Source organism: Streptosporangium amethystogenes subsp. fukuiense, from assembly GCF_042665875.1.
GTDB classification, from domain to species: domain Bacteria; phylum Actinomycetota; class Actinomycetes; order Streptosporangiales; family Streptosporangiaceae; genus Streptosporangium; species Streptosporangium fukuiense.
In genome coordinates, this window is record NZ_JBHTEE010000001.1 from 5,261,274 (window position 1) to 5,280,900 (window position 19,627).

The window sequence follows — 19,627 nt, forward strand, 5'->3', positions numbered from 1 at the left end:
CCTACCATGCATCCCGCGGCGTGGTCCGGCTATGGGTGATCGTTGTTACGGGAGTGACCAATGAGTCATGAGATGTCCCGCATACGCCGGGCCACGATCACCCCGAAGAGCCCCAGGGAGGCCATCAGGGCGACGATCACGGTGTAGCCGGTGGCGATGTCGTCGTGGCCGATCAGGTTGATCAGGACACCGGCCAGACCGATGGTGAGAGCACCGCCCAGGGTGTCGACGACCTGGAGCGCGGCGGAGTTGGCGCCCTGCTCCGCGTCGGGTGACTGGCGCATCGCGGTGATGTTGACACTGGTGGTGCCGATGCCCATGCCGAACCCGGCGACGACCCAGGCGGGCACGGTGACCCAGCCGGTGATACCGGGTACGAGCGCGAGCAGGGTCAGCAGGATGCCCGCGGTGATCGCCGCGGAACCGATCCCGACCAGCAGGGGCCGATCGTACGAGCGGCGGCTCTGCAGGTAGGAGCCGGTGGTCCAGCCCAGGGCACCGGTGGTGAGCGCGACCCCCGCCTCGGCGACGGAGAAGCCCCGCACCTCGGTCAGGAGCAGCGGGATGAAGGAGTTGACCGCGAAGAAGGCCGAGGCGAGCACCCCGCGCATCATGATCGTGGTGGGCAGGCCGCGCCCGAACCTGAGCGCCCCGGGTGGCAGCAGCCTGGGCAGCCCCACGGCGAGGAACAGCAGCCCGGCCACGACGGCCACCCCGCCGGGCACCGGGGTGCTCTGCAGGCGGTCCACGCCGTACAGCAGCACTCCGCCACCGGCCGCCGTGGCGATGGCGGCCAGGGTCATCGCCAGCGGCCTGGACCGGGGCCCGGTGGAGGGCTCGGGCGCCTGGTCCCGCTGGGCGCGCAGCGCGGGCAGGAGCATCACGAGGGCGGGGACGACGAGCGGCGCGATGCCGTAGAAGACCCAGCGCCAGCCGACCGTCTCGGCGATGATCCCGCTGAGGGCCGGCCCGAGCAGCGCGGGAAGCACCCAGGCGGCCGACAGCGCGGCGAACACCCGGGGCCTGGTCTCGGGGACGTAGACCCGCGCGATCATCACGTAGATCGCCACGATGACGGCGCCGCCGCCGAGGCCCTGCACCGCCCGCGCCACGATGAACAGTTCCTTGGTCCCGGCGGCACCGGCCAGGACCATACCGGCGGTGAACAGCCCCACACCGAGCAGGAACGGCCAGGCGTGTCCCCGCCGGTCGGACCAGAGGCCGGCGACCACGTTGGCGAGCAGACCGGAGATGAGAAAGGCCGAGAAGCTCATCCCGTACAGGTCCAGGGCGTCGAGATCCGCCGAGACCGCGGGCATGACCGTGCCCACGGACATGCCCTCGAAACCGATCAGCGTGACGACGAGCAGGATGCCGAGGGAGGCGGTGCGGTACTCGGGGCCGAAGAGCCGGGGGGATTCGTACGGAGCGTCAAGTGTCTTCGGTACTGTCACCTGTCAAGGGTAGTGTCCGCCCCGGCTCCCGATGGGCGACCCACATCTCCTGCATCCTGAGGGCCTGGCCGGAGGTGAACCCGGACATGCAGCGGTCGTCGGAGTAGTCCATGAAGTTGTGGATCGGGTCGGGCCCGCCTCCCGCGCAGGTGTCCTTGACCTGCGGGCAGCCCTCGGTGGGCTGCCCCTCGGGCGCGGTGTCCGCGACGCCGTCGCCCACGGCCTCGCAGCCCTTCTCGAAGGTGTGCAGCAGCCCGAGCCAGTGACCGATCTCATGGACCCCGGTGTACCCCCGGTCGAAGCTGCGCATCGCCCCGCCGGGCAGGCTGCGCCAGTCGACGACCACGCCGTCGAGGACCGGCTCCCTCCGGTATCCGTAAGGGTAGGTGGAGTAGCCGAGCACCAGCTCGCTGAGCTGGGCGATGTAGAGGTTGAGCGTCTCGGGGCCGCCCCTGCGCATCTGCTTGATCGCCCGCTCGTGGGTGACGGGGTCGCGGAACCACGCCGGGTTGACGGTGCGGGTGATGCCCTCCAGCCTGAACCGGATCCCGGTGTCCGCCCCGCCGAGTTGCCCGGAGTAGGCGATGTTGAGCGTGGTGATCTGGTCGCGCACGGCGAAGTCGGGGGCGCCGAGGCGGCCGTCGGTGATGACGTGCACCCAGGTGGGCACGGTGACGGGAAGCACGAGCGGAAGCCGTCTCGACCGGGACCGTCCGTCGACGGGCGGGTGGGCGGGCGACGCGACGGACGGCGCGGGGGACGACACCGGGGACGGCACGGGCGGCACGGGGCGGACCGCCCCCCGCACCATGACGTGAGCCGCTCCGGGGGCGAGGACGCATCCGGGCGCGGCGGGTTCCCGGCCGGGGGTGGGCATCGTCAACAGGCATGCGGAGACAACGGCGATCGCACGCCGAAACATGGACTCCCCCGACGAATACCGGCCACTGGTCGCTCGCCGCCCCCCGGCGACATCCCGACCGTAGCCTCATCGGTGGCGATCACCCATGAGCAACACTCACTCCTTGTCGCCGTCTTCACCCTTCGGCAGGCCCGAGTAGATCTCCTTGCACTCCGGGCAGACCGGGAACTTCTGGGGGTCGCGGTTGGGCACCCAGACCTTCCCGCAGAGCGCGCGGACCGGTGTCCCGCTCAGTGCGCTCTCCATGATCTTGTTCTTCTCGACGTAGTGGGCGAAGCGCTCGTGGTCGCCGTCGCCGTGCGACAGGTCCGGCCGGACGTCGCTCTCAGGGAGAATCTTCGTACTCACCCTGATGATTTTATGCCCGCAGCGTCGCGCCCCGGTCACCGGCGCGACGTCCCAGGCCCGGCGATCGATCGCCGGGCCTGGGGATGAGGCGTGTTCGAGGGCCTTCAGCCCATGTGGATCACGGCGCCCTCGCTCTTGCGGCCCGCCCTGACGAAGAGTGCGAGCAGCGCCGCGAGGATGGCCACCCCGGTGCTGACCGTGAAACCGAGGTGCATGCCGTCCAGGAAGGAGGAGTGCACGACACCGGTGATGGCCTGCACGATCGGCTCGGGCGTGCCGGGGGCCGCGCCGGCCTGGGCGTAGGAGGCGCCCTGCTTGACCAGCTCCAGCTGCTCGGCGGGGAGTTCCGGAAGCTTGGCGGCCGCCCAGTAGCCGGGAAGCACGTCGGCCACCTTGGCCGCGACGATCGCGCCGAGCACCGCGGTGCCCATCGAGCCGCCGACCTGCATCGCCGACTGCTGCACGCCGCCGGCCACCCCGCTGAGCTCCTCCGGGGCGTTGCCCACGATGATCTCGGTGGCGCCGACCATCACCGGGGAGAGGCCGAAGGCGAGCAGCACGAACGGGATCGCGCTGTCGAGGTAACCCGCGTCCATGCCCAGGCGGGAGAGGAGGAACATGGCCACGGCCGTGATCAGCATGCCCGCCGAGATCGTGATCTTCGGGCCGAGTTTGCCGATCGCCAGACCCGCCAGCGGTGAGGCGACGATCATGCCCGCGCTCATCGGGAGCATCCGCATACCCGAGTCGAGCGGTGACAGGCCGTGCACGCCCTGGAAGTAGAAGGTGAGGAAGAACATCGCGCCGAACATCGAGAACGCCACCAGCACCATCAGCACGGTGCCGATCGCGACCGAGGCGTTGCCGAACAGGCTGAGCGGAATGAGCGGCTCGGCGGCCTTGGTCTGCCAGTAGACGAACGCGGCGCCGAGCACCACGGCACCGGCCAGGAAGCCGAGCGTCCTGGTGTCGCCCCAGCCGTACTCGGGAGCCTTGATGATCGCCCAGACCATGCAGAACATGGCGCCGGAGAGCAGGACCACGCCGAGCCAGTCGATCCTGGACAGCGAGGCCGCCTTGCTCTCCCTGATCACCAGGAATCCGACGGCCAGGGCGACGATGCCGACCGGGACGTTGATGAAGAAGACCGACTGCCAGTTGACGTGCTCCACCAGCAGGCCGCCGACGATGGGACCGGCGGCGCTGGACAGGCCGATCACCGCGCCCCAGACGCCGATCGCCATGTTCAGCTTCTCGGCGGGGAAGGCCGCGCGGAGCAGGGCCAGGGCCGCGGGCTGCAGCAGGGCGCCGAAGAGCCCCTGCAGGACGCGGAAGGCGATCAGCCAGGCGATGGAGTCGGACAGGCCGATGGCCAGGGAGGTGAGCGCGAAGCCCGCGATGCCGATCACGAAGATCCGCTTGTGCCCGAACAGGTCACCGAGCTTGCCCGCGGTGATCAGGAACACGGCGAGCGCGAGCAGGTAACCGCTGGTCACCCACTGCAGGTCGGCGAGGGAGGCGTTGAGCTCCTTGCCGATCACCGGGTTGGCGATGGCGACGACGGTGCCGTCGAGCATCACCATCATCACACCGAGGGAGACCGCCAGCAGCGTCAGCCACGGGTGCCCCTGCCTGGACGATCTGCCCGGATCCGGCGGTGGTGGTGCCGTGGCCACCGTCTTGGCCTGTGCCATGGAAGGGTCCCCCTTGTGATCTTTCTCCTGCCCCCGCGTGGGGCGTCAACCGGAGGGTAATTTATGACAGTCACTGACAAGTTACAAATTCTTTTAAGAGGCAGCGGATGACTTATGGCAGACTGTGAACTATACGTTTCGAGGTGGTGACGAGTATGCGTCGGCCCGGCCTACGCGAGCGCAAGAAGCAGAAGACCCGGCTGGCGCTGATCGACGCCGCCCTCTCCCTCTTCCTTGAGCAGGGGTACGAGGCGACGACCGTCGACCAGATCGCCGCGGCCGTGGACGTCTCCCCGCGCACGTTCTTCCGCTACTTCGCCACCAAGGAGGACGTCGCCCTGTCCCTGGCCGCCGACGGACAGGAGGCCATGCTCGCCGAGCTGGCCACCCGCCCGGCCGACGAGGCGCCGTTCACCGCGCTCTCACACGCCGTGCGGGCGATGGTCACCATGCTCCAGGAAGGGGATCTCGACGACACCGCCAGGTTCCTCAGAGCCCGCGAAGTGATCGACGCCACCCCCGCTCTCTTCGCGGGGAGCGTGCGCCGGCTGATGGAGAACGAACGGCGGCTGATCGCCGAGATCAGCAGGCGCCAGGGCACCGGCCCCGGCGACCTCCTGCCCCACTTCGTGGTGGCGCTCTTCACCGCCGTCGCCCGGGTCGGCTTCGAACTCTGCGAGCCCGCCGACCTCGACGACGTCAACGCCCTCGCCGCCCGCCTGGAGTCGACCCTCGCCCTGGCCGAACGCTCCCTGCGCCCCGGCTGGGACCGCCCCGGGCACCCGGTCTAGTTCATCGACGGGTCGTCGGGGCAGGTGGCCACATAGGCCAGCTCGCCCCGCTGGCGGCGGAGCACGGCCCGCCAGAGCGACTCGGGATCGTGGTGGAAGGTGTCGCCGGGCTCCGAGTCCACGACGTACCAGGCGCCCTCGCCGATCTCGCTCTCCAGCTGCCCGGCCGACCATCCGGCGTACCCCGCGAAGATGCGCATCTGGGCGATCTCCCCGGCGAGGATCTCCGGCGGCGCGTCGAGGTCGACGGTGCCGAGCCTGGAGACCGCCGCGGTGCCCGCGTGCAGCCGCCGCCAGCCGAGCGGCTCCTGCCCGCTCGGCACCGCGGCCAGCGCCAGGGCGCTGTCTGTCTGCACGGGGCCTCCCTGGAACAGCACGGACGGGCCGGTGACCATGGTGTCCCAGGTCGGGAGCACCTGGGTCACCGAGATGTCACTCGGCCTGTTGAGCACCACGCCCAGGGTGCCGCCGTCGAGGTCGTGCTCCAGCACCAGGACCACGCTGCGCCGGAAGTTGGGATCCTCCAGCTGCGGGGTGGCCACCAGAAGCCCACCGACGTAGATCGCCTCCGCCATACCTCCATCATGAGGGGTGAACGCCCCTTCGCGCTGCTCCCCCCGCCCTTCTGATGACCCGGACCTCATGTGCTCGTCACGCGACGCGCACATGAGGGAACTCCATGCAGCGAAGACCGCGGAACGGAACGGCGCCGACGGCCTGGCGGGCGGCCCGACGGGGCCTCAGGCCTCCGTCATGCCCGTACGCGCGCGGCCGCCGGCCGACTCGCGCACGGCCGCCGCGACGGCGCCCGACACGTCCGGGTGGAACACGCTGGGGACGATGTAGTTGGGACCGAGCTCCTCGGTGGTCACCACGTCGGCCAGCGCCTTGGCCGCGGCCAGCAGCATCTCCTGGCTGACCACGGTGGCCTGCGCGTCGAGCAGGCCGCGGAAGACGCCGGGGAAGGCCAGCACGTTGTTGATCTGGTTCGGATAGTCGGAGCGGCCGGTGGCGACCACGGCGGCGTGCTCGCGGGCGATGTCGGGCGAGACCTCGGGCTCGGGGTTGGCGAGCGCGAAGACCACGGCGTCCTTGGCCATCGTGGCGATGTCGTCGCCGTTGAGGATGCCGGGCGCGGACACGCCGATGAACACGTCGGCGCCCTTGACCGCGCCGCGCAGGTCGCCCGCGTAGCCGTCGGCGTTGGTGTGGTCGGCGATCCACCGCAGCGAGTCGTCCAGGTCCTGGCGCCCGCGGTGCACCGCGCCCAGGTAGTCGCAGACGACCACGTTGCGGGCGCCCGCCGCGAGCAGCAGTCGCAGCACCGCCGTACCGGCCGCGCCCGCGCCCGCGAGGGTGATGCGGACCTCGCCCAGGTCCTTGCCGACCACGCGCAGCGCGTTGGTGAGCGCGGCCAGCACGCAGATCGCGGTGCCGTGCTGGTCGTCGTGGAAGACCGGGATGTCCAGCAGCTCGCGCAGCCGCCGCTCCACCTCGAAGCAGCGCGGCGCCGAGATGTCCTCCAGGTTGATGCCGCCGAAACCGGGAGCGATGATCTGCACGGTCCGCACGATCTCGTCGACGTCCTGGGTGTCCAGGCAGATCGGCCAGGCGTCGATGTCGGCGAACCGCTTGAACAGCGCGGCCTTGCCCTCCATGACGGGGAGTCCGGCGGCCGGGCCGATGTTGCCCAGGCCGAGCACCGCCGAGCCGTCGGTGACGACGGCCACGGTGTTGCGCTTGATGGTCAGGCGGCGGGCGTCCTCGGGATTGCGGGCGATGGCCATCGAGACCCGGGCCACGCCGGGCGTGTACGCCATGGAGAGCTCGTCACGGTTGCGCAGCGGCACCTTCGACCGCATCTCGATCTTTCCACCGAGGTGCATGAGGAAGGTCCGGTCTGAGACCTTGTGGATGACGACGCCCTCGACGCCCTCCAGCTTGTCGACGATCGCCTGCGCGTGATCGGTGTCACGCGCGGCGCAGGTGACGTCGATGCGCAGCGTCTCATGCCCGGCCGTGGTCACGTCGAGCGCGGTGACCACACCTCCGGCGGACTCTACCGCGTGGGTGAGCTGGCTGACGGCCTTGCCGCCGGCGGGCACCTCCAGGCGCACGGTGATGGAGTACGACACACTCGGCACGGTGGCCACAGCCGATCCGCTCCTTTGCGACTAACTTAAGTTGGGATGCCTCCATCGTGCCATCACCAGGGGCGTGTACGCACCGGAGGTGGCGGACCCGCACGTGTAGATGCGGTCACGGAACACCTCGCCCCGGCCCATGTGACGCTTGTCACCGAGGACGGCCCGGAGGGCGGGCCGCCGGGCCGGGGTGCTCGGAGGCGGGATGCTCAGAACAGGGCGCTGGCCAGGTTCCTGCGTGCCCTGGCGATGGACGGGTCGTCTCCGGGGAGCGTGTCGAACAGGCCGAGCAGGTGCACCCTGGCCCTGTCCCGCTCGGCCCCCGAGGTGCGGCGCACCACGTCGACGAGCCGGTCGAAGGCCCTGTCCACCTCGCCGGAGAGCATCTCGAAGTCGGCCGCCAGAAGCTGGGCCTCGATGTCGGCGGGGTCGGCCAGCCTGCTCTGCAGGTCGGCCGGGTCGACGTCCTGCGTCCTGCGGATCAGGCCGAGCCCGGCCAGGCCCAGCTTCGCGTCCTGGTTGTTCGGCGAACGGGCCAGCAGCCGCTCGTAGGCGGCCACCGCGCCGTCGAGGTCGCCGGCGTCGACGGCCTGCTCGGCGGCGAGCACGTCCGGGTCGACCGAGGGCTCCTGCGGCTGCTCCTGCTTGCCCTGGTCCTCCTCGGTGGGGGGCGGGAGATACTGCGCCAGCGCCTCCATGAGCTGCGACAGCCAGTCACGGAGCTGCGGCTCGGTGGCGATGCCCGGAACCACGGCCACCGGCTGTCCCTGGAAGATGGCGTACAGGGCGGGCACGTTCTGCACCCGGAGCGCCTGCGCGATCTGCTGGTTGATCTCAACGTCGACCCTGGCCAGGATCCACCGGCCGGCGTTCTCGGCGGCCAGTTTCTCCAGCAGCAGGCTGTACTGTTTGGCCTGCTCGGCGCGGGTGACGGTGAGCTCCAGCAGCACGAGGCCGTTCATGGAGCGTTCTACGACCTCGGTCGCGAAGTTGGCGTCGTCGACGTCGATGACCGGTGCCGGAACACCGCCGCTTTCCTGCGCGGCGCTCTCCCGCCGCGCCTGTGCCTCCAGTGCCTGCTTGCGAGCGCCGAGATCGACGGCGCCGTAGAGCGATCCGGGTCGAGTGAAGTCCGCTGGGCTCATGGTTCCAATCCTGCCGTATCCCGGCCGGTGCCCCGACGCGGCCTCGCTAGAAACGCGCCGGTTCGGTGTGGACGCCCCACTCACCGCGCAACACGTCGCAGATCTCACCCAGCGTGGCCTCGGCCCTGGCCGCGTCGAGCATGGCGGGGATCATGTTGCCCTTCCCCCCGGCCACCCGCCTCATCGCGGCCAGCGCGTCGTCCACGGCCGCCTGGTCACGGGCGGCGCGGCGCGCGGCGAGGACGCGGTTCTGCTCGCGCTCGACCTCGTGACCCACCCGGAGGGTCTCCAGCGGCTCGTCGACGGACGCCGTGTGGCAGTTCACCCCGACGATCCTCTTCTCGCCCTTCTCCAGCTTGCGCTGGTAGTCGAAGGCGGCCTCGGCGATCTCGGACACGAACCAGCCGTCCTCGATGCCGCGCAGGATGCCCGAGGTCATCGTGCCGTCGACGCCCATCTCCCGGATCCTCGTGAAGATCGCCTCGGCCTCGGCCTCCAGCCGGTCGGTCAACGCCTCCACGTACCAGGATCCGCCGAGCGGGTCGGCGACGTTGACGACCTCGGTCTCCTCCATGAGCACCTGCTGGGTGCGGAGCGCGATCTCCGCCGCCCTTGTGGAGGGCAGCGCGAGGACCTCGTCCAGCGCGTTGGTGTGCAGCGAGTTGGTGCCGCCGAGCACCGCCGCCAGCGCCTCGACCGCGGTACGCACCACGTTGTTGTACGGCTGCTGCGCGGTCAGTGACACGCCCGCCGTCTGGGTGTGGAAGCGCAGCCACTGGGCCTTCTCGGTGCCGGCCCCGTAGACGTCGCGCAGCCACCGCGCCCAGATCCGCCGGGCGGCCCTGAACTTGGCGATCTCCTCGAAGAAGTCGATGTGCGCGTCGAAGAAGAAGGACAGGCCGGGGGCGAAGACGTCGACGTCCAGGCCGCGCGACAGGCCGAGCTCCACATAGCCGAACCCGTCGGCCAGGGTGAAGGCCAGTTCCTGGGCGGCCGTGGCCCCGGCCTCGCGGATGTGGTAGCCCGAGACGCTGAGCGGCTTGTACGCGGGGACCTCCGCCGCGCAGAACTCCATCAGGTCGCCGATCAGCCGCAGATGCGGCTCGGGGGCGAACAGCCACTCCTTCTGGGCCATGTACTCCTTGAAGATGTCGGTCTGCAGGGTGCCGTTGAGCCCGGTGACCGGCACCCCCTGCCGCTCGGCGGCGACGGCGTACATGCAGAAGATCGGGACGGCCGGACCACTGATCGTCATCGAGGTGGTGATGTCGCCGAGCGGGATGCCCTCGAAGAGCAGGTCCATGTCCAGCACGGAGTCGATCGCCACGCCGCAGTGACCCACCTCGCCGAGCGATCGCGGGTCGTCGGAGTCGCGGCCCATCAGCGTCGGCATGTCGAAGGCCACGCTCAACCCGTCACCGCCCGCGGCGAGGATCATCTTGTAGCGCTCGTTGGTCTGCCGCGCGTTGCCGAACCCGGCGAACTGCCGGATGGTCCATGGCTTGCCCCGGTAACCGGTGGGATGCAGACCGCGGGTGAAGGGGAACTCCCCCGGCCAGCCGATGCGCTCCATCCGCGGATCACCGCCGTCCGGACCGTAGACCGGCTCGACGTCGAGCCCGGACAGGGTGCGGAACTCGGCCGCACGCCTGCGAGCCCCGTCGAACCGCGCCTGCCAGCGCGCACGCCCCGCCTCGACCCGCTCAGCGTCCATGGCCAACCCCCTGTACGGCAGCGGCTTACCCCCGGCTTGCGGCCTCACACAAATACTAGGACGTCCTACTAATCCTTGCCCAGAATCCCAGGCAGCCCCAGAAACGCACAGTTTCCCTCTAGGAAACCACCCGCAAGGCCACACCGACGTCGCCAAAGCCACAGGGACGTGCTTCGACTCATGCCCCAAGGGACCACCCGTGAGGCCGCGCCGGGGACTGGACTGAGGAGGGTGGGGTCGTGAGGAACGAACGCCCCCACCCGACGAGGGAAGGAGCCGGATAAGAGCGGCCTCACCGCGACGCGTTAGCGTCGCCACAGACACGTGGCCTCACCGCGACGCGTCAGCGTCGCCGGCAAAAAAGTCCCCGGCGGCGACGCGGAGGGTTCTGAGGAGGTCGAACATCTGGTCCAGCTCGTCCTCGCCGTACATGGGCATGGCGAAGTCCGCCCCCATCAGGTCGGCGGTCGCCGCGCGGGCGACCTCCCGCCCCCGGTCGGTGATCTCGGCGAGCACCCCCCGGCCGTCGCGGGGGTTGGGCGTGCGACGTACCAGACCGGCGCCTTCCAGACGGCTCACGGTGTTGGTCACGCTCGTGGGATGGACCATCAGCCGCTCACCGAGCCTGGAGAGCGGCAGCGCCCCGGTCCTGCTGAAGGTCAGCAGCACCAGGGCCTCGTACCTGGCGAAGGTCAAGTCATGCGGTTTGAGCAGCGTGTCCAGTTGCGACAGCAGGATCTGCTGCGCTCTCATGATCGATGTGACGGCGGCCATGGCCGAGGAGGGCCCGAAGTGAACGCGCCACGTCTCCGCTGCACGTTCGATGGGGTCAAACGGGAGATTCAGCTGACCGGTAACCACAGGGCTACGGTAGCGCGGCCTCATCCCGATTCGCCCATATACGTAGAGTCACCGGCCTGATGGCTTCACCAAGAACCCGGACGCCAAACGTCACGCTCCGTTATGGTTCCCACATCGAATGGTGAGGCCGTGGCCAAGTGGCCGCGCTGACTCAGTCCGGCCTGCGGGGGAAGCGAGCCGGACCGGTGCCGAGGGGACCGGCATCCGCACATTCACGGCACGGGGGGTGCTTGATGAACGACAACTTGACGGCGTTCGAACGCCGGACGCACTTCGGCTACACCGGCTCGGCGTGGGTTCTCACCACGCCCGCCGGTGCGTGAGCACAGGGGCGTTTCACGCGAGGAACTCCAGCAGAGCGGGTTGATGGCGGTCGCCATCCTGCTCGTGCTCGGGGTGGTCGCGGCGTGGAGCGTCCTGGTTCCCGGTGTCAGCGCGTGGGAGAACATCGTCGTCGCGGTGATCGGCTCGCTCCGGCTGACCGGTCCGGTGGCGGCCGCGTTCGCCGCGTGGGTGGCGGTGCGCAGGCGGCGCGGGACGGGTGGCCGATCGCTGACCCCGTGGCAGGCGGTGCGGGCGCCGCTGGCGATCCTGGTGGTGACGGGTGGCGCGTTCACCGCCACCGTCATGGTCCTGGCGGTCAGGACCATGATCACCGAGCAGGCCGGGCGACTGCTGCCCAGCGGCCTGGTGATGGGCGTGGCCGGGCTGGCGCTGTACGTCGTCATCGGCTGGGTCGTCGGCTGGCTGCTGCCATGGACGATCACGCCGGTCCTGGCCGGACTCGGTTGCTACAGCCTGTTCACCTGGCTGTGTCACGGGCCGACCTGGGCCGACCGGCTGGCCCCCGCCACGCGGGAGCCGTACGACCCGTTCCAGGGGTTGAACGCGGCGGCGTTCACCGACCAGACGCTCTGGTTGGTGGGGGTCAGCGCGGCGCTCCTGCTCGGCTGGGCCGCGGTCGTGACACGCCAGGCCCTGGTGCTGGCCGCCGCGCTGATCGCGGTGCTGGCGGCGGGGACCGGCATGGCCCGCCTGTTCACCGAGGAGCAGCCGGTCTCGGCCCAGCAGATCGTCTACAGCTGCCAGGAGTGGCCGATCATGGTCTGCGTGCACCCGGGGATGCGCGCCGGACTGCCCGAACTGGGCTCGGAGTTCATCAAGATCGCCTCCCGGCTGGCCGGGACGCCCGGGGAGTTCTCCCGGGTGGAGCAGCACCCCAGGCGTGACGGTTCCGCCCTCTCGGCGGGCGTGATCGCGATCCACGTGGACGATCTGGCCGCGGGGTTCGCCGAGAAGGCGGCCGACGAGTTCGTCGACGGTCTGGCCGCGCGGTGTGACGCCACTCCCGCGGCGGGCTACCGCGACATCGTGGCCGCGTGGCTGCGGGGTGAGCCGCTTCCCGGCGGGCCGCTCGCGGAACACCGGTACGCGGCGGCGTGGTTCTCGGGGCTCACGGACGTCCAGCGGCGCGACTGGCTCCGGCTCTACTACACGGACTTCACCGGCTGCCGGTTACAAAGCACTCACTTTGGCGGCCAGTCCGGGCAGACCGCCCAGACAGGACAGTACGGCCAGCTCGGGCAGGGCGCGGGAGGCACCTCGACCGGGCCTGAGCCCAGGTCAGGCCCCGGCCACCAGGCACCCGGCGGGCCACCGCCGCCCGGGACGGGCGTCCCGGGCGCCCCGTGGCGTGCCCCCTTCGCCGAAGGCGGCACGCCGCCGTCGCCACGAGGTTGACAAGATCGGCATAGGCTCGGCGTGAGAAGGTCGGTCCCAGGGGAAGAAGAGCTTCGTGAAAGCCTCCCAAGAAGCTCCGCCCGAGCCCCCCCAGGCGGCGCCTCGCAGGCGCCGCTGGCGTTTCCTCGCCGGGCTGCTCGTCGTCATGGTTCTTCTCGTCGTGGGTGCTCGCCTGACCTGGTCGTGGCTGAACCCGTTCGGCGAGACCGCGATCGACCGCAGCCAGCCCGTGCTGCTGGAGTCCATTCACAACCTCAGCCGTTTCGAGGCCGCCACCGGAAACTTCCAGGTCGTGGTCGACCTGGAGAAGGACGCCGCCTTCCTGCCCGACGCGGTCAAGGGCAGCCGGACGCTCTTCGTCGGCGCCGGGGGGGTCGACGCCTACGTCGACTTCGGCGGCATCGGCAGCGGCGGACTGACGGTCTCCCCCGACCGCACCGAGGTCACGGTCAGGCTGCCCCGCGCCCAGCTGGAGAAGCCGAACCTCGACAACAAGCGCTCCTATGTCTACGCCCAGCAGCGCGGCCTGCTGGACCGGGTCGAGGACTTCCTGTCCTCCTCCCCCTCGGACCAGCAGGAACTCTACGTGCTGGCCGAGAAGAAGATCGCCGAAGCCGCTCTGGCCAGCGACCTGCGCAACCGCGCCGACCAGAACACCAAGATCATGCTTGAGGGCATGCTGAAGGGTCTCGGCTTCGAGAAGGTCGTCGTCAAGTTCGCCGACGAGACCTGACGCCCCCCCCCACGTCCCGGCCCTCGGCGGCCGGGACGCCTGCCGGCTCCGGCCGGTACGGGGCCCGCCCACGCTCACCGGGTTCGGCGGCGCGCCGCCCTCTCGGGACACCTCGGAGATCCGGGAAGCGCGGTGCGGGGAATCACCCCGGCCGCCCAGCCGCCGCCAGAAGCTCGTCGGCCGCGGTGTAGGGGTCGAGCTCCGCGTCCAGGACACGGGCGGCGAGGACGTCGAGGCGCCGGTCTCCGTGCAGGTCGGCGAAGCGGGAGCGCAGGGTGGTGAGGGCGATCGCCTCGATCTCGTTCCGGGCCCTGGCCTGGCGGCGGCGGACGAGCTCGCCCGACCCCTCCAGATAGGCCAGGTGGCCGTCGAGGGCCGCGACCACCTCCTCGGCGCCCTCCCCCCGCAGGGCCACGGTCGGCACGACCGGCGGTCTCCAGGGCCGGTCGGCCAGGGCGATCATGTTGCGGAGCTCGCGGATCGCGGCCTGGGTGCCCTCTCGGTCGGCCTTGTTCACCACGAACACGTCGGCGACCTCCAGGATGCCCGCCTTGGCCACCTGGACGCCGTCGCCCATCCCCGGGGCGAGCAGCACGACCGTGGTGTCGGCCAGCGAGGCGACGTCGACCTCCGCCTGGCCGACACCGACGGTCTCGACGAGGACGACCTCGCAGCCGGCCGCCTCCAGGACGCGCAGCGCCTGGGGCGTGGCCCACGCCAGCCCGCCCAGGTGGCCCCTGCTCGCCATCGACCTGATGAACACGTCCGGATCGGTGGCGTGGTCCTGCATCCTGACCCGGTCGCCCAGCAGCGCCCCGCCGGTGAACGGCGAGGAAGGGTCGACGGCGAGCACGCCGACCCTCATGCCACGCCTGCGGAACGCGTGTACCAGCATCCCTGTGGAGGTCGACTTGCCGACACCGGGCGGGCCGGTCAGGCCGATGATCCGGGCCCGGTGTGGCCGGTCGGCGCAGAGCAGCGCGGTGATCTCCCTGAGTCCGGGGGAACCGTTCTCGACCATGGAGATCAACCGGGCCACGGCCCGGGGTCGGCCCTCCCTGGCCGTCGCGACCAGGTCGGAGACCTCCGAGGTCATGCCTGGGGAACGCGGATGATCAGAGCGTCACCCTGCCCGCCGCCACCGCAGAGGCCGGCCGCGCCGAGGCCGCCGCCCCTGCGCTTGAGCTCGTAGGCGAGGGCGAGGACGATGCGGGCGCCGGAGGCGCCGATCGGGTGGCCGACCGCGATGCCGCCGCCGTTGACGTTGACCTTGTCGAGGGGGACGTCGAGCTCCTTGACCGACTGGAGGACCACCTGGGCGAAGGCCTCGTTGATCTCCAGCAGGTCGAGGTCACCGGCGACGAGCCCCTGCTTGCCGAGGGCGTGCTTGATCGCGTTGGCCGGCTGGGACTGGAGCGAGTTGTCGGGCCCTGCGACGTTGCCGTGGGCGCCGATCTCGGCCAGCCAGTCAAGGCCGAGCTCCTCGGCCTTGGCCTTGGACATCACGACGACGGCGCAGGCGCCGTCGGAGATCTGCGAGGCGGACCCCGCGGTGATCGTGCCGTCCTTGGCGAACGCCGGTCGCAGCCGCGACAGGACCTCGACCGTGGTGTCCCCGCGTACGCCCTCGTCGGCGGAGAAGACCGTCGGCTCGCCCTTGCGCTGCGGGATCGTCACCGGCACGATCTCGTCGTCGAAGGCCCCGTTCTTGATCGCGGCGGCGGCGAGCGCGTGGGAGCGGGCGGAGAACTCGTCCTGCTCCTGGCGGGTCACACCGAAGCGCGCGTTGTGCCGCTCGGTGGACTCGCCCATCGCCACCTGGTCGTAGACGTCGGTGAGGCCGTCGAAGGCCATCGAGTCGATGATGCCGGCGGCGCCGTACTTCACGCCTTTGCGCAGGCCTGGCAGCAGGTGCGGGGCGTTCGACATGGACTCCATGCCGCCCGCGACCACGATGTCGAACTCACCGGCCCGGATGAGCTGGTCGGCCAGGGCGATGGAGTCCAGGCCGGAGAGGCAGACCTTGTTGATCGTCAGGGACGGCACGGACATCGGGATGCCCGCGGCGACGGCGGCCTGGCGGGAGGGCATCTGACCCGCACCCGCCTGGAGCACCTGCCCCATGATCACGTACTGCACTGCCTCTGGAGCGACGCCGGAACGCTCCAGTGCGGCTTTGATCGCGATGCCGCCGAGTTCGACGGCCGACAGGCCGGACAGCGAGCCGAGCAGTCGGCCGATGGGGGTTCGAGCCCCGGAGACGATGACGGAAACGGACATAACAGGGGGCCTCCCTGACAGGGCTTGGAGCGACTTTGCCACCATACCCATGGGCACATCGGCGACCTTGAAGGAGGATGGCTCTATGTTCATGCGCATCGACCACGTGGGGATCGCCTGCCACGACCTTGAGGAGAAGATCGCTTTTTTCGAGCGGACCTTCGAGCTCACGGTGGTGGCCCGCGAGGTGAACACCGAGCAGGGGGTGAAGGAGGCGATGCTGCACATCGCCGACGGCGAGGGCGGTGGATCCTATATCCAGCTCCTCGAACCGCTCAGCCCCGACACGCCGGTCGGTAAATTTCTCACGAGGCGCGGGGAGGGTGTGCATCATGTCGCCTTCGGCGTTCCGGATGTCGTGCAGGCCCTGGACACGATCGGCGGCAGAGGCGTCCGGCTGCTCGACGAACGGCCGCGCCACGGCTCCATGGGTTCGTCCATCGCCTTTCTTCACCCCAAAGACGTGGGGGGAATGCTTACCGAACTCGTACAGGCTCCGGAAAGGCAAGCCGAGACCATGTCGAATGCAAGAAACGCCGATACGTAACAAGTCGCGCATAAAGTCGGACGAGACCGCCAACTCGGCAACGGCGGAGTACGCTGGCGTACCACCGGACGTGGGTCCCGCCCCGGCTCCCGCTCGGATGCCCGAAACCCCCGTCCGGCCCGTGTAGCCGTCTCGACAACCCAGGATCGAGCCTCCATGCAGTCCGACATCGACGCCCAGCTCAACAATTTCTTTGAAGACGCCCCCGCTCGGGAATTCGACGTGGTGCTCCGGGGCTATGACCGGCACCAGGTCCACGACCACCTGAAGCAACTCGACGGCGAGCTCCGGCAATCCCGGGAGCAGGTGCAGAACCTGCAGCGGGACCTGTCCGACTCCCAGCGCCAACTTCAGGAGCAGGAGCGTCCGACCTACTCCGGCCTCGGCGCCCGGATCGAGCAACTGCTCCGCCTGGCGGAGGAACAGGCGACCGAGCTGGTCCAGGCGGCCAGGTCCGAGGCGAACGAGATCAAGGCGGCCTCCAAGGTCGAGGCCGCCGACCTGCGCGCCGCCGCGGAGAACGAGGCCGCGGAGAAGCGTGCCCTCGCCACCCGCGAGGTCGACGAGATGCGCACCACCGCGGAGCGCGAGGCCGAGGAGATCCGCTCGACCGCCCGCCGCGAGGCCGACGAGCTGACCGCCACCACCGAGCGCGAGGTCTCCAAGCTGCGGGCCACCGCCGACCACGAGGTGGCCGAGAAGCGCGCCGACGCCGAGCGCGAGATCGCCAAGCTGCGCACCACCACCGAGCGCGAGGTGGCCCAGCTACGCGCCTCGACCAAGCGCGAGCGTGACGAGGTCCTCACCACCGCCAAGCGCCAGGCCGACGAGATGCGCGCCCAGGCCCAGCGGGTGCTCGAGGAGTCCGAGGCCAAGCGAGCCCAGGACGAGGCGGAGTTCGAGATCCAGCTCGCCGCCCGGCGCGAGGAGGCCGAGCGCCAGGAGGCCGAGCGCCACGCCACCGCGCAGGCCGCCACCCAGAAGCTGGTCGCCGAGGCCGAGCAGCGTGCGGCCACCGCCGAGCAGCGCGCCACCAAGGCCACCCAGCAGGCCGAGCAGACCCGCCGCGAGGCCGACACGCACGCCAAGCAGCTGCTGGCCAACGCTCGCAAGAACGCCGACCAGGTCGTGTCCGAGGCCAAGTCGAGCGCCGAGTCCATCGTCTCCGAGGCCAAGGCGGAGTCCGAGCGGAGCCGCTCCGTCGCCCAGCGCCAGGTCGACGAACTGACCCGCCAGCGCGACAGCATCACCAGCCACCTCGCGCAGCTGCGCCAGCTGCTCGGTGGCGCGCCGCTCCCGGCCGCCGACCCGGAGCCCGCGATCGCCGCGGCCCCGCCGAAGCCGGCCATCCCCGCCGCCACCAACGGTGCCGAGAAGCCGGTTCCGACTCCCGCCAGGGCGGAGAAGGACGACGACGCGGAGTGGTGGCAGGAATAGGCGGCCGCTGACTCCGGGGCGTTGACGACGGCTGACGAGAGAGCCTGGTGACCCGCACGGTCACCAGGCTCTCTCGTCTACCGGTCCCGCTTACCTACCATCGGGAGCGGTCACCGTCAGGTGCGCTGCCCGCCGTTCCGGTGGCCGCGGCGATCGCCCTGCTCATCCGCGAGGTGCTGATCCCCCGGCGAGCTCGGCGACGAATTCCGCCACCGCCCGGTTGAACGCCTCGGGCTGCTCGATCGCGCTGAGATGGCCGGCCTTCTCGATGACGGTCAGCCGCCCGTCGGGCACCGCCTCGACCATCGCGTCCGCTTCCGCGGGCGGGGTGATCTCGTCCTCCTCGCCCACGATCACCAGGACCGGCGTCTTGATCGCCCGCAGCGTGTCAAAGGAGTCGGGACGGCCGGCCATGGCCCGTTGCGCCCAGGCCGCGGCCGTCGGCGGAGCCGACTGGACCAGCCCGCGCACCCGGCCGAACACCATCGCCCTGCTCCGCACCGTGGTCTGCCCGACCAGCCCCGGCAGCAACTCCTTCAGCAGGACGGAGGCGCCCTCCTGGAGCACCGCGGCGGCGATCCGCTCGCGGTTGGATCTCGCGGCCTCCGGGTCGGCGCCCGCCTTCGTGTCGGCGAGGATCACTCCCAGCAGCCGGTCGGGGTGGCGGCGGCACAGGGCCATCGTCACGTAGCCGCCCATGGACAGGCCGCCGACGACCGCGCGGTCGACGCCCTCGCTGTCCAGCAGGCGCACGACGTCGTCGGCCATCACGTCGAGGGAGGGGTCGTCCCCGCCCAGCACCGAGCCGCCGAAGCCGCGCAGATCGGGGGTGATGACCTTGCAGACCTCGGCCAGGCCCTCACGCTGGGCCAGCCACATGGCCGATGACAGGGGGAACGCGTGAAGGAGGACGACCGGAAGCCCCTCTCCAGCCGATCGCGTGTACAACCGCACGCCGTCCACCGTATTCCCGGAGCCCCCATCTGGCACCCCCGGTTCCACAACCGTTTATGACGTTGTGGTAACTCCGCGGTCAACGAATGGGACCCGGCAGGCGATACGGCGACGAGGGGTCCGGGACGGGCCCGAACCGGGCAGGGCGGCTACGAGCCGGCGACCTCGGTGGGGAGAGGATGGGCGACCGGATTGACCCGCAGGACGATCTCGTTGAGGACGATCCGCACGTACGGCTCGCCGACCCACAGGTGCTTGGCGTCGTCCACCCCGACGACCTCGGCCTGGGGCACCCTGGCGAAGCGCTCGCGGGCCTGCTCGGGGCGGAGATAGTCGTCGAACTCCGGAACCAGCGCGATCAGCGGCCGCCCGAACTCCGCCCACCCGTCGAGGTCGGCGTCTCCTGCCCGGTGCAGCGGCGGGGAGAGCAGGATCGCCCCCTCCACCAGCGGGTCACGGCCCCACTTGAGCGCCAGCTCGGTACCGAAGGACCAGCCGAGCAGCCAGACCCGGGGCAGGTCGTGGAATTCGGCGTACTCCAGGGCCGCGACGACGTCCAGGCGCTCGTCCTCGCCCTTGCCGAAGGCCCCCTGGGACGTTCCCCGCTCGGAGGTGGTGCCGCGCGTGTTGAACCGCAGCACCGCCAGGTCGGCGAGGGCGGGCAGCCGGTTGGCCGCCTTCTTGTAGACGTGGCTGTCCATCATGCCGCCGTGGGTGGGCAGCGGGTGCAGGCAGACCAGTGTGGCCACCGGAGGCCGCTCCGCGGGAAGGGCCAGCTCACCGACGAGCGTCAGCCCGTCACCGGTGTGCAGCTCGATCGGCTCCCTGCGCGCGGGCAACACCGTAGAGGCCCGGATCTCCAT

Annotated in this window: 18 protein-coding genes; 5 read left to right on the plus strand and 13 right to left on the minus strand. The window is 70.5% G+C overall.

What is annotated here, in order from left to right:
• Positions 1 to 65: 65 nt before the first annotated feature.
• From ACFQVD_RS22460 to ACFQVD_RS22475, 4 genes are all read right to left on the minus strand, one after another.
• Positions 66 to 1,454 carry an MFS transporter gene (locus tag ACFQVD_RS22460; RefSeq protein WP_343975526.1) on the minus strand — a complete coding sequence of 463 codons (1,389 nt, stop codon included), beginning with the start codon at positions 1,452 to 1,454 and terminating at the stop codon, positions 66 to 68.
• Positions 1,432 to 2,376, minus strand: a complete 945-nt coding sequence (locus tag ACFQVD_RS22465) for a zinc metalloprotease (RefSeq protein ID WP_386271947.1) — start codon at positions 2,374 to 2,376, stop codon at positions 1,432 to 1,434. Before ACFQVD_RS22465 ends, ACFQVD_RS22460 begins: the two co-directional genes overlap by 23 nt.
• A 96-nt stretch (positions 2,377 to 2,472) precedes the next feature.
• Positions 2,473 to 2,724, minus strand: a complete 252-nt coding sequence (locus tag ACFQVD_RS22470; protein ID WP_343975532.1) for a DUF3039 domain-containing protein — start codon at positions 2,722 to 2,724, stop codon at positions 2,473 to 2,475.
• Between the two features lie 104 nt (positions 2,725 to 2,828).
• Entirely contained in the window at positions 2,829 to 4,418 is a 1,590-nt protein-coding gene (locus ACFQVD_RS22475; RefSeq protein WP_343975535.1) for a DHA2 family efflux MFS transporter permease subunit, read from the minus strand.
• A gap of 155 nt (positions 4,419 to 4,573) precedes the next feature.
• Here ACFQVD_RS22475 and ACFQVD_RS22480 point away from each other — a divergent pair, with 155 nt between their 5' ends.
• Positions 4,574 to 5,209: a TetR family transcriptional regulator gene (locus tag ACFQVD_RS22480; RefSeq protein WP_343975997.1), complete on the plus strand. Its 636-nt coding sequence runs from the start codon at positions 4,574 to 4,576 to the stop codon at positions 5,207 to 5,209.
• Here the strand turns inward: ACFQVD_RS22480 and ACFQVD_RS22485 are convergent.
• The 5 genes from ACFQVD_RS22485 to ACFQVD_RS22505 all read right to left on the minus strand — a co-directional run bounded on the left by ACFQVD_RS22485 (position 5,206) and on the right by ACFQVD_RS22505 (position 11,097).
• Entirely contained in the window at positions 5,206 to 5,784 is a 579-nt protein-coding gene (locus ACFQVD_RS22485; RefSeq protein ID WP_343975538.1) for a YqgE/AlgH family protein, read from the minus strand. The genes ACFQVD_RS22480 and ACFQVD_RS22485 overlap by 4 nt on opposite strands.
• Positions 5,785 to 5,949: 165 nt before the next feature.
• On the minus strand, positions 5,950 to 7,362 hold the full coding sequence (locus tag ACFQVD_RS22490; RefSeq protein WP_343975541.1) for an NAD-dependent malic enzyme: 1,413 nt from the start codon (positions 7,360 to 7,362) through the stop codon (positions 5,950 to 5,952).
• A gap of 200 nt (positions 7,363 to 7,562) precedes the next feature.
• Complete coding sequence (locus ACFQVD_RS22495) at positions 7,563 to 8,498, minus strand: tetratricopeptide repeat protein (RefSeq protein WP_343975544.1); 936 nt, start codon at positions 8,496 to 8,498, stop codon at positions 7,563 to 7,565.
• A gap of 46 nt (positions 8,499 to 8,544) precedes the next feature.
• Positions 8,545 to 10,212 (minus strand): acyl-CoA mutase large subunit family protein, encoded by a 1,668-nt coding sequence (locus ACFQVD_RS22500; RefSeq protein WP_343975547.1) that lies wholly within the window; start codon positions 10,210 to 10,212, stop codon positions 8,545 to 8,547.
• A gap of 330 nt (positions 10,213 to 10,542) precedes the next feature.
• Positions 10,543 to 11,097 (minus strand): MarR family winged helix-turn-helix transcriptional regulator, encoded by a 555-nt coding sequence (locus ACFQVD_RS22505; protein ID WP_343975550.1) that lies wholly within the window; start codon positions 11,095 to 11,097, stop codon positions 10,543 to 10,545.
• A 291-nt stretch (positions 11,098 to 11,388) separates the two neighbouring features.
• Here ACFQVD_RS22505 and ACFQVD_RS22510 point away from each other — a divergent pair, with 291 nt between their 5' ends.
• Complete coding sequence (locus tag ACFQVD_RS22510) at positions 11,389 to 12,813, plus strand: hypothetical protein (RefSeq protein WP_343975553.1); 1,425 nt, start codon at positions 11,389 to 11,391, stop codon at positions 12,811 to 12,813.
• Between the two features lie 55 nt (positions 12,814 to 12,868).
• The gene (locus ACFQVD_RS22515) at positions 12,869 to 13,546 is read left to right on the plus strand and encodes a DUF4230 domain-containing protein (RefSeq protein WP_343975556.1); all 678 of its coding nucleotides are present in this window, start codon (positions 12,869 to 12,871) and stop codon (positions 13,544 to 13,546) included.
• Positions 13,547 to 13,688: 142 nt separating this feature from the next.
• Here ACFQVD_RS22515 and meaB read toward each other — a convergent pair whose 3' ends face one another.
• Together meaB and ACFQVD_RS22525 are read right to left on the minus strand one after the other, a co-directional pair.
• The gene (meaB, locus tag ACFQVD_RS22520) at positions 13,689 to 14,642 is read right to left on the minus strand and encodes a methylmalonyl Co-A mutase-associated GTPase MeaB (RefSeq protein ID WP_343975559.1); all 954 of its coding nucleotides are present in this window, start codon (positions 14,640 to 14,642) and stop codon (positions 13,689 to 13,691) included.
• Complete coding sequence (locus ACFQVD_RS22525) at positions 14,639 to 15,826, minus strand: acetyl-CoA C-acetyltransferase (protein ID WP_343975561.1); 1,188 nt, start codon at positions 15,824 to 15,826, stop codon at positions 14,639 to 14,641. The genes meaB and ACFQVD_RS22525 overlap by 4 nt, the downstream gene beginning before the upstream one ends.
• An 85-nt stretch (positions 15,827 to 15,911) precedes the next feature.
• On the opposite strand from ACFQVD_RS22525, the gene mce reads away from it, so the two are divergent.
• Together mce and ACFQVD_RS22535 are read left to right on the plus strand one after the other, a co-directional pair.
• Positions 15,912 to 16,373 carry a methylmalonyl-CoA epimerase gene (mce, locus tag ACFQVD_RS22530; protein WP_343975564.1) on the plus strand — a complete coding sequence of 154 codons (462 nt, stop codon included), beginning with the start codon at positions 15,912 to 15,914 and terminating at the stop codon, positions 16,371 to 16,373.
• Positions 16,374 to 16,529: 156 nt separating this feature from the next.
• Positions 16,530 to 17,810: a DivIVA domain-containing protein gene (locus ACFQVD_RS22535; protein ID WP_343975567.1), complete on the plus strand. Its 1,281-nt coding sequence runs from the start codon at positions 16,530 to 16,532 to the stop codon at positions 17,808 to 17,810.
• 162 nt (positions 17,811 to 17,972) lie between these two features.
• On the opposite strand, the gene ACFQVD_RS22540 is transcribed toward ACFQVD_RS22535, so the two are convergent.
• Positions 17,973 to 18,764, minus strand: coding sequence for an alpha/beta fold hydrolase (locus ACFQVD_RS22540; RefSeq protein ID WP_343975570.1), 792 nt, complete (start codon positions 18,762 to 18,764; stop codon positions 17,973 to 17,975).
• 149 nt (positions 18,765 to 18,913) lie between these two features.
• Positions 18,914 to 19,627, minus strand: coding sequence for an alpha/beta hydrolase (locus tag ACFQVD_RS22545; protein WP_343975574.1), 714 nt, complete (start codon positions 19,625 to 19,627; stop codon positions 18,914 to 18,916).